2 protein-coding genes are annotated in these 2,317 nt (G+C 69.9%); both read right to left on the reverse strand.

Features of this window, described 5'->3' with window-relative positions:
• Window positions 1-93: 93 nt before the first annotated feature.
• The gene (locus tag AC2VON_RS02120; protein ID WP_486951460.1) at window positions 94-1,440 is read right to left on the reverse strand and encodes an FAD-binding oxidoreductase; all 1,347 of its coding nucleotides are present in this window, start codon (window positions 1,438-1,440) and stop codon (window positions 94-96) included.
• Between the two features lie 8 nt (window positions 1,441-1,448).
• Entirely contained in the window at window positions 1,449-2,099 is a 651-nt protein-coding gene (locus AC2VON_RS02125) for a TetR/AcrR family transcriptional regulator (RefSeq protein WP_486951459.1), read from the reverse strand.
• Window positions 2,100-2,317: the final 218 nt, after the last annotated feature.

Below are 2,317 nucleotides of genomic sequence, written 5' to 3' on the forward strand. Positions count from 1 at the left end.
ACCCCGGCACCGCACGCCAGTTCGCGGTGGTAGGGGTGTTGGTGCATCGGGTGGGTGATCGTGAAGAACACCGGTGCGACGTTACCTGCAGCCTCAGCCGAACAGCACCGCGGCGTTGAGGTAGCCGCTCGGGTCGAAAGCCGCCTTGACGGTGCGCATCGCGGCGATGTCGGCGGGCTCGCGCGACATCGGAAGGTAGCCGCGCTTGCGGCTGCCCACGCCGTGCTCGGAGCTGACGTTGCCACCGCATCCGGCGATCAGGTCCATCATCGCCGGATACAGTTCGGGCTCGGCGTCGGCTGGGCAGCGCAGTACGTTCAGGTGCAGGTTGCCCTCGCCGAGATGGCCGAACAGCACCGGCAGCGCGTCGGGGGCGTGCCGGCATATCAGCGCATCCGCGGCGGTGGCGAACCGGCTGATCGCGGCCAGCGGCAGGGACACGTCGAACTTCAGCGGCGGCCCGTGGACGCCAAGCACCTCGGTCACCGCCTCCCGTACCCGCCACAGCCGCCGCTGGGTGGTGCCGTCTACACCGACCGCCGGCTCGTCGGATGTCCGCATCCGCCGCAGCAGACCGGCGAGGCGGTCGGCCTGGTCATGATCGCCGGCCAGTTCCACCAGCAGCAGCCAGTCCCCGCCCACCCCGGCGGTGACCCCGAGGTGCTCGCCGGTGAGCACCCCCGCGCGGGCGTCGATGACTTCCAGTGCGGCGATGCCGTCGAGGTCACGGAACACCCGGCCGGCATCGACCAGGGCACCTAGGTCGCCGAATCCGCACAGCGCGGTCACCCGATGCGGGTGCACCGGGTGCAGCCGCAGATCCAGGGCGGTGATGACCCCCAGGGTGCCTTCGGCGCCGACGAACAGCGCGGTCAGGTCGTAGCCGCTGTTGTCGGCGCGCACGGCTGAGTGCCGGCGCAGCACCGTGCCGTCGGGCAGGGCGATGTCCAGGCCGGCGACCTGCGCGCCCATGGTGCCATAGGCCACCGTGCGCAGCCCGCCAGCGTTTGTCGACGCCATGCCGCCGACGGTCGCGGTGTCGCGCGCGGTCAGGTCGACACCGAAGACCAGGCCGGCCGCGCAGCGGGCCACGGCGTGCTGCACCCCGGCCAGCGTGGCGCCGGCGCCGGCGGTCACCCGGCGCTCTGTCGCGTCGACGTCCTCGACGGCGTTCAGCCGTTCGGTGGACAGCAGCACGTCGTCGTGCTCGGGGACGGTGCCGGCCACCAGCGAGGTGCGGCCACCCTGGATGGTGACGTGCGCGCCACCGTCGCGGCAGACCGAGAGCACCGCGGCAACCTCGTCGGCCGACCCGGGCCGCACCAGCGCGCCGGCCCGGCCGCGGTAGCGGCCGGTGTGGTCGACGCTGCGGGCGGCCAGCACATCGGGGTCGGTGCTGACGTGGCCGGAACCGACCACCGCCACCAGCTCCCGCAGCACGGCTGACGTCATGACGCCGATGTGCTGGCGGCGCCCCGTGGTCCGAGCGGGGACTCCGCGCGGATCTTGTCGTCCCGGATCAGCCCGCGCAGCAGCGCGGTGGAGAACTCGGCGGCGATCTCCTTGGCGCTGCGCCGGCCGCTGGGCCGCAGCCAGCGATATGCGCCCAGCGTCATCCCGATGTAGCCCAGCGCCAGCACATGCGAGTCGCACCGGTAGAACTCACCGCTGGCGATGCCGCGGTCGATCAGCCCGTGCAGGTGCTCGTAGACCTGGGTCTCCTTCTCCCGCACCGCGGCGACCTGTTCTGCGGTGAACCACTCGGCGATGTAGGGCTGCTCCTGGAAGTACACCGCTGCCCCTTCCGGGTGGACGGCGATCTGGGTGAGCAGCCGCACGGTGTACTGGTACAGCGCCTCGCGGGCGGTCCAGGACGGATCGTCGTGCACGGCGGCCAGCGTGCGTTCGGCGGCTTGCCGGTAGATGTCGTAGAGGATCAGTGACTTGCTGGCGTAATAGTGGTAGACGGTCGCCTTGTTCAGTCCCACCGCCTCGGCGATGTCGTCCATCCGGGTGCCGTGATAGCCGCGGGTGGCGAACAGCTTGGTGGCAACCGTCAGCAGTTCCTCACGGCGGGAGGGTCCGTTCTCGTTTGGCATGTCCACTCGCTATCGCGGCAGGTCCGGGCGACGCTGTCAATCAACTGGTTGGAAGTCTATGCAATGTCGGCTCGCACTGTTGACGTCGCGACTAGACTCCGCCAAGAAGAGAGGTGTCGAAATGAATCCGTTTGATCCCAATCCCGACTATGACGGGGCAGACGAGATCGAGTGGTTTTTCAGATACATGCCGTGGGGTTTCCGTGGCGTCCTCGACG

The organism is Mycobacterium sp. TH-M82, assembly GCF_057473605.1.

Bases quoted from the DNA above. Each gene is read 5' to 3' on its own strand.
- AC2VON_RS02125 (WP_486951459.1), bottom strand. From the start codon at position 2,099: ATGCCAAACGAGAACGGACCCTCCCGCCGTGAGGAACTGCTGACGGTT.